Consider the following 7,029-nt stretch of genomic DNA (forward strand, 5'->3'; position numbering starts at 1 on the left):
GCTCTTGACATGTCGAGGCGGCGGCAATGCGTGGGGGATTGCATCAGGGTCTGCGATTTTTTCTGACACTTGCCGGCTTGGCGCTTTTCGTCGGCTGTGAGGAAAGCGGGAACACTTATGTTCCTCCTCCACCTGCCGTGGTTCGGGTCGCACAGCCCGTCCAGCAACCGGTCACGCTTTATTTCGAGCTCACCGGCAATACGGCGCCGCTCAACGCCGTCGATATCGAGGCGCGTGTCCAGGGCTATATCCAATCCATCGATTACCAGGACGGCATGATGGTGAAGAAGGGCACCAAGCTTTTCGGCATCGAACGCGACACTTACCAGGCGCAACTGGATCAGGCGAAGGCATCACTCGCCTCACAACAAGCCTCGCAGGTCGGCGCGAAGCTGGAATATGACCGTCAGCTCAATCTGTCGAAGCAACAGGTCACCACCCAGACCGCGGTCGACAGTGCCAAGGCAACTCTCGACGAGGCGAATGCCGCCATTCTCAACGCCCAGGCCAATGTCGATCTGGCGACGATCAACCTCGGCTACACGGAGGTGCTCGCTCCCTTCGATGGCATCGTCACCGATCACCTCGTCGACATCGGCACGCTGGTCGGCGTGTCCGGCCCCACCAAACTCGCCAGCATCGTCCAGACCGATCCGCTTTATGCCTATTTCAACGTCAGCGAAACGCAGGTGTTGATGATCAAGGAAACCCTGGCAAAGCAAGGACATACTTTCAGGCAGACGGACCTTCCAAGCATCCCCGCGGAGATCGGTCTGCAGACCGAGGAAGGCTATCCGCACAAGGGACATCTCGACTACGTGTCGCCTCAACTCGATGCCTCCACAGGCACGCTTCAGGTGCGCGCGCTGTTCGACAACAAGGACCACGCCATGCTGCCCGGCCTCTTCGTCAGAGTTCGGGTGCCGGTCGGCCACGATGACAAGGCTCTACTGGTGCGCGACGACACGATCGGAACGAACCAGCTTGGCACCTACGTACTGGTTCTCGGGAAGGACGATGTCATCGAGCAGAAGCAGGTCAAGATCGGGCAGCGTGAGGGCGCGCTCCGGGTCATCCAATCCGGCCTCGATCCGGCTGACTGGGTGGTGACCCAGGGAGTTCAACTGGCCATACCCGGCAGCAAGGTCAGCCCCGAGAAGATGGAAATGAACCCGACGGCCAACGCCGCTGGCGATGCCAAGGCCGACACCACCACGCAATGAATTCGCCGTCACGCTTCATCTGAACGTCTGAGGACAACAGCATGATCTCGCGTTTTTTCATCGAGCGTCCGGTGCTTGCCAACGTGCTGGCATTGGTGTTCGTTTTGGTCGGCGCGGTTGCCCTGTTCCAGCTGCCAGTGGCGCAGTATCCAAATGTCGTCCCGCCGACGGTGCAGGTGACGACCCGCTTTCCCGGCGCCAGCGCACAGACCCTCGTCGACACCGTGGCGCTGCCGATCGAGCTGCAGGTCAACGGCGTGCAGGACATGCTGTACATGCAGTCGACCAGCGCCAGCGACGGCACCTATTCGCTGATCGTGACCTTTGCAATCGGAACGGATCCGGATCAGGCGCAGGTTCTGGTGCAGAACCGGGTCGCGATCGCAATGTCATCGCTTCCCGAAGCGGTGCAGCTTCAAGGCGTGACGACGCAGAAGAAATCGACCGCCATCCTCGGCTTCGTCAGCCTGGCCTCGCCCGACAGCCGCTATGACAGCCTGTTCCTGTCGAATTACGCCGTCATCAATCTGCAGAACGAACTCGCCCGCCTGCCTGGCGTCGGCAACGTGACGGTGTTCGGCGCCGGCCAATATGCCATGCGGATCTGGATGGATCCGAACCTGCTGCAGGCACGCGGCCTGACGCCGCAGGATGTCGTCAATGTCGTGCAGCAGCAGAGCCAGGAGGTCACCGCCGGCCAGATCGGCATTCCGCCGGTGCCGAAAGGGCAGGTCTTCCAATACACGCTGAATGTCAACGGCCGGCTGAACGAAGCGGCCGACTACGAGAACATCGTCGTCAAGGTCGAAAGCGGACAGGGCGGCCGCATCACGCGTGTGCGCGATATCGGCCGCGTCGAACTCGGCGCCCAGACCTACAGCCAGTCCTTCACGCAAAACGGCCGGCCGGCGGCCGGCATCGGCATTTTCCAGCTGCCGGAAGCCAACGCCATTGCCGTGGAGCAGGCGGTGAATGCGAAGATGGCGGAGCTCTCGAAGAATTTCCCGCCGGGCCTCGAATATCATCTGCCGTTCGATACGACGAAATTCGTCAAGGCCTCCATCGACGAGGTTTACGTCACCTTGATCGAGGCGGGCGTGCTCGTTCTCATCGTCATTCTGGTTTTCCTGCAGGATTGGCGGGCCATGCTCGTGCCGGCGACCACCGTTCCCGTCACCATCATCGGCGCCTTCGCGGCCATGGCGGCCTTGGGCTTCACGGTCAATCTGTCGACGCTGTTTGCCATCGTTCTGGCGATCGGCATCGTCGTCGATGATGCCATCGTCATCGTCGAAGGTGTCGCCCGGCACATCGAGGCCGGCATGTCGGGCCGCAAGGCGGCAGAGAAAGCGATGGAGGAGTTGCTCGGCCCCGTCATCGGCATCACGCTGGTGCTGATGGCCGTTTTCATTCCGGCCGCCTTCCTGCCCGGCCTGACCGGGCAGCTCTATCGGCAGTTCGCGCTCGTCATCGCCGCCACCGCATTGATCAGCGCCGTCAATGCCGTGACGCTGAAACCGACGCAATGCGCTCTTTGGCTGCGAGCACCGGTGCCGCCCGAGAAACGCAACGTCTTCTATCGCGGCTTCAATCGGGGCTATGACTGGGGCGAACGCCACTATGCCGGATTGGTCGGAGCGATGACCCGTCACAGCGGCATCATGGCGATCGCAGCACTCGTGCTGATCGGCGTCGCCGTCTGGGGGCTCACGCGCCTGCCGACGGCATTCCTGCCGATCGAGGATCAGGGCTATGTGCTGATCAGTGCGCAATTGCCCGATGGCGCCTCGAAAGAGCGGACCGATGCCGTCATGGAAGAGGTCGGCAAGATCGCCGAGGCCGCCCCTGGCGTCGATCAGGTGCTGACCATCAGCGGCCTTTCGGTTCTCGACAACAGTGCCAGCCTGCAGAATGCCGGCGTCGCCTATGTCATTCTCAAGGATTGGGACGAGCGCGGCAAGGAGAAAAGGCAGGACCTGCTGTCGATCTATCAGCATCTGAACGACGCGCTGCAGCATGTGCTGACCGCCAAAACGCTGGTGGTCGTACCGCCTCCGATACAGGGCATCGGCAATGCCAACGGCTTTACCATGCAGGTCGAACTCCGCAACGGCGTCAACGACTATCCGCTGCTGCAATCGCTTGCCGATACGATCGTGAAGAACGGCAATGCCCAGTCATCGCTGCAAAGGCTGAGCACGCCGTTTCGCTCGAACGTGCCGCAGCTTGCGGTCTCCGTCGATCGCATCAAGGCGGAGACGCTGGGAATTACCGTGGGGCAGGTTTTCTCGGCACTCTCCGGCTATGTCGGATCGAGCTATGTCACCCAGTTCAACAAATTCGGCCGCACCTTCCAGGTCTATGCGCAAGCCGCCTCCGATTTCCGCGTCAGCCCCGACGATATCCGCAATCTGAAGGTCAAGGCCGGCGACGGGACGATGGTGCCGCTCGGCACGGTGATCGATGTCACGACGACAGAAGGCCCCTCGCTGATCAGCCTCTACAATCTTTATCCCACCGCCACCATCGTCGGCGGACCGGCCGCCGGCTTCAGTTCCGGGCAGTCGCTCGAGGTCATGGAGCAGATCGCCGACCATACATTGCCGCCCGGAGCCGGCTTCGAATGGACCGCGCTCTCCTATCAGGAAAAAGCCGTGGGCGGGCAGATCTACTTCATCTTCGCGCTCGCCATGCTGCTCGTCTATTTCGTGCTCGCCGGCCAATATGAAAGCTGGATCCTGCCGCTGGCAGTCATACTTGCCGTGCCGCTCGCCCTGCTCGGCACGGTGGCGGCACTGACGGCAGCAGGCGTGGCCAACAATCTCTATACCCAGATCGGCCTGATCCTGCTGATTGCGCTGGCCGCCAAGAATGCCATCCTCATCGTCGAATATGCGCGTGAAAAACGGGCGGAAGGCATGGAAATCCTGGAAGCGGCCGTCGAGGCCGCCCGGCTGCGTTTCCGGCCGATCCTGATGACGTCCTTCGCCTTTATCCTCGGTGTCCTGCCGCTTGTGCTGGCGACGGGCGCCGGCGCATCGGCCCGCAAGTCGATCGGCATATCGGTCTTCAGCGGCATGATCGCCTCGACCTGCCTCGCCATCCTCTTCGTTCCTTCCTTCTACGTGCTGCTGCAGCGCCTCGAGGAATATTGGAAGCGGCGCGGAGCCACCGTAAACGCGGCCGCGAGGGTGACGGAAACGGAGATATCGAAAGTCGGGTAAAGCAATCGCGGCAGTTATTGCACGATCACCTGCACATAGACGCTCCCGCTCTTGGCGTAATAGGACGACCCGCACCGATAATAATAGCCGCCATAATAGGCACCGTAGAGACAGCCTGCCGGAAGCACGGCGATGGTCGTCGCCGTCCGCGTCACGACCCGCCGCGTCGTTCTGCGGGCAACGCCCGCATAAGAGAGCGGCGTCAACGGCCTGCCGATGACGGCGCCCGCCGGCGTGGCGAACCCGATCGACAGCGCCATGGAACCTTGGCCCTCGACGCGAAGGTCGGTAAATGTCAGGACACCGGCCAAGCCGAGAATGAACAGCAGCTTGTTATAGGTCATTTCGCTTCTCCCGCATCGGCAGCCGCTGGAAGCTCATCGAGCGATTGCAGCTCGCTGAGATCGACCGTCTTGGCACTGCCGGGAATCTCGATGTTGTAGGAAACGGCCGCGACATCTGCTCCACTCTTGAAATCGCTGATTTCGAGCATGTATTGCGGCGCCTGGACGACGTGCTTGCTGGTGATGACGTAACGGCGCGGGATGGGCTGCGCGCCGGTCTGTATCCAGATCTGCCAGTCGATCTCAGGCGTTCGGAAGGCCAGATATTCGCATTCGACGCCATCCACGAAAGCACTGGAAATATGCTTGGCTTCCGTCACATCGGACATGAGCTCGCCGTAGACGTTGGAGGATAAAAGATCGGCGCCCGGCGCTTCGACACCCGCTGTCATCAGGCGGTCGATAAGATCATCGAGCGAACCCTTGCCATCGATCTTCGCATAGGCGTCGAGATTCTTGCCGTGTACCGTCAGCGACGAACCATCGAAACTGACGTCGATATCCGCGAAGCCGCCGGTCCTCGTCACGCGCAACTTATCGGGACGGGTCAGGTTCACGGTCCCCGAGCTCACGAACTGGAGCTTCTCAAAGGCAGGCGTCACCGCTTCGAGCGATGATTGATATGTAAAGGAGATCGTCTTCTGCGCCGTCAGAAAATCGGACATCTTCTTGAGCAGCTCTTTTGCATCATCCGCCCAAGCGCTCGTCGGCAGCACCAAACCGGCAGAAACCGACGCATAGATAAGCATCCGCTTCAATAGCGGAAAAGGGAAAGTCGATGACATGGCAATGCCTTTCGTTCGTGTCGTCATTGATTTCATCGAATTGCAGATGGCCGCTGATGGATATTCCGCAGCCGGACTTGAAATGTGAGAGATGCCATGCAGCCGGCAGGCAACGCGTGCTTGCCGGTCTTCGTGGGGTCGCGCACCGAATTTCTCGCCGGGGCGCGACGACCTCTTTATGAGATCAAGCGTCGAACGGGCGCTACAATCCCGAAGTGAGCACGCGGTGGCACTCCGGCGATACGCGCTCTAGATTGTCGCGCAGGCAGGCGATGCCCCGCCCTCCGCCTAGAGGGACCATGCGGCACAAGGCGCGGAAGTCCGCGCCGCAGGTTTCCCGCAGGATCATCACTTCCTCTCGCGGCGACAAGGCCGGCATCATTGCTCGTGGGGCCGGGGTGATCGCACCGGTGGCAGCCGCATCGTTGGTTGTCGGTGCCGCCGATCCCCCCAATGCGGCGACGGCTTGCTGACATGGCATCGATAGAGCGGCGTTATGTTGTTGCAGACAGCTGAGAGCCGCCGCACCTCCCGGAGTGACGCCGGAACATTGCGCCATGAAATCGCGCTGGCAGGCCGATTTGAGGGCATTCCGCTGCGCCTCAGTCGGCTGGTGCGGCGGCGCGCCGGTCGCTGGCGCCGGCGTTGGCTCCGCGGATGTCGATTTGGGTTTGACGTTCACCGCCGAAACCGCTTTCTGGCAGCCGGCTGAAAGTGTGGCGCTATGCTGCTGGAGGCAGGTGAGCGCCTCGATTCCTCCCGGCGTCACCCCCGAGCATTTCGCGATGAAATCGGAGCGGCACTCTGCCCTGATCGCGTCACGCTGTTCGTCGGTCGGCGCTTGCGAGGACGCAACCCCGGCTAAAAACAGCAGCGCGCAGAACGCGGGCAACGCGGAGATTGCCGATAGAATACGACGCCTCCCATGCGGAGACGTCAGTAGAGAAGATCCCCATTTTCGCATGATTCCCCCCTATAAATCTTATCTACTTCATGAAATCGAACTGCTCGCTGAATAGGATAATAGGCGCCGCCGGATGGACGGACGTTGCTTGCTACTACGAAAATATAAGGTGCGCCTGAGCTAGGTATATTAGAATATTATCCTTTTAGCAACTATCTCGTCATCACTTGAAAATCGATGGCAACTTGGGGGACTACCGCTCCTGTCTCGCAGAAACGCAAAAAGCCCGCTATTTTGCGGGCTTTAGAGGATGGTATAGTGTCGGTTCGGAAGAATTATTCAGGAATTTTTCGTCCGGGCTGCGTCGGCTTTTCCTTCTTGCGGGCCGCAGATGAGGCGTCAAATTCTCGAGCTGTTACCAAACAAAAAGCCCGCACGAGGCGGGCTTTTTGGGAAGATTGGTTGCGGGGGCAGGATTTGAACCTGCGGCCTTCAGGTTATGAGCCTGACGAGCTACCGGGCTGCTCCACCCCGCGATATTTCATTCCG

5 protein-coding genes and 1 tRNA gene are annotated in these 7,029 nt (G+C 60.5%); 2 read left to right on the forward strand and 4 right to left on the reverse strand.

From position 1 onward, the window contains the following. Positions 1-26 precede the first annotated feature (26 nt). Both HJB91_RS29505 and HJB91_RS29510 read left to right on the forward strand, forming a co-directional pair. Positions 27-1,223 carry an efflux RND transporter periplasmic adaptor subunit gene (locus HJB91_RS29505; RefSeq protein WP_221123659.1) on the forward strand — a complete coding sequence of 399 codons (1,197 nt, stop codon included), beginning with the start codon at positions 27-29 and terminating at the stop codon, positions 1,221-1,223. Positions 1,224-1,264: 41 nt separating this feature from the next. Beyond that, entirely contained in the window at positions 1,265-4,447 is a 3,183-nt protein-coding gene (locus HJB91_RS29510; protein ID WP_221156781.1) for an efflux RND transporter permease subunit, read from the forward strand. 14 nt (positions 4,448-4,461) lie between these two features. On the opposite strand, the gene HJB91_RS29515 is transcribed toward HJB91_RS29510, so the two are convergent. The 4 genes from HJB91_RS29515 to HJB91_RS29530 all read right to left on the reverse strand — a co-directional run bounded on the left by HJB91_RS29515 (position 4,462) and on the right by HJB91_RS29530 (position 7,016). Then, a complete protein-coding gene (locus tag HJB91_RS29515) occupies positions 4,462-4,791 on the reverse strand; it encodes a hypothetical protein (protein ID WP_210629704.1) in 330 nt (109 codons plus the stop codon). Further along, positions 4,788-5,576 carry a DUF2092 domain-containing protein gene (locus HJB91_RS29520; RefSeq protein WP_221123657.1) on the reverse strand — a complete coding sequence of 263 codons (789 nt, stop codon included), beginning with the start codon at positions 5,574-5,576 and terminating at the stop codon, positions 4,788-4,790. Before HJB91_RS29520 ends, HJB91_RS29515 begins: the two co-directional genes overlap by 4 nt. 202 nt (positions 5,577-5,778) lie before the next feature. Continuing rightward, positions 5,779-6,540: a cysteine rich repeat-containing protein gene (locus HJB91_RS30980; RefSeq protein ID WP_247241699.1), complete on the reverse strand. Its 762-nt coding sequence runs from the start codon at positions 6,538-6,540 to the stop codon at positions 5,779-5,781. Between the two features lie 399 nt (positions 6,541-6,939). Beyond that, positions 6,940-7,016, reverse strand: a tRNA-Met gene (locus HJB91_RS29530). Positions 7,017-7,029: the final 13 nt, after the last annotated feature.

The sequence above is a fragment of the Rhizobium sp. NLR10b genome, from assembly GCF_019685435.1.
Classification (GTDB): domain Bacteria; phylum Pseudomonadota; class Alphaproteobacteria; order Rhizobiales; family Rhizobiaceae; genus Rhizobium.

Coding starts and splice junctions, on each gene's coding strand:
- HJB91_RS30980 (WP_247241699.1), bottom strand. CDS start 6,540: ATGCGAAAATGGGGATCTTCTCTACTGACGTCTCCGCATGGGAGGCGT.
- HJB91_RS29520 (WP_221123657.1), bottom strand. CDS start 5,576: ATGTCATCGACTTTCCCTTTTCCGCTATTGAAGCGGATGCTTATCTAT.
- HJB91_RS29515 (WP_210629704.1), bottom strand. CDS start 4,791: ATGACCTATAACAAGCTGCTGTTCATTCTCGGCTTGGCCGGTGTCCTG.
- HJB91_RS29510 (WP_221156781.1), top strand. CDS start 1,265: ATGATCTCGCGTTTTTTCATCGAGCGTCCGGTGCTTGCCAACGTGCTG.
- HJB91_RS29505 (WP_221123659.1), top strand. CDS start 27: ATGCGTGGGGGATTGCATCAGGGTCTGCGATTTTTTCTGACACTTGCC.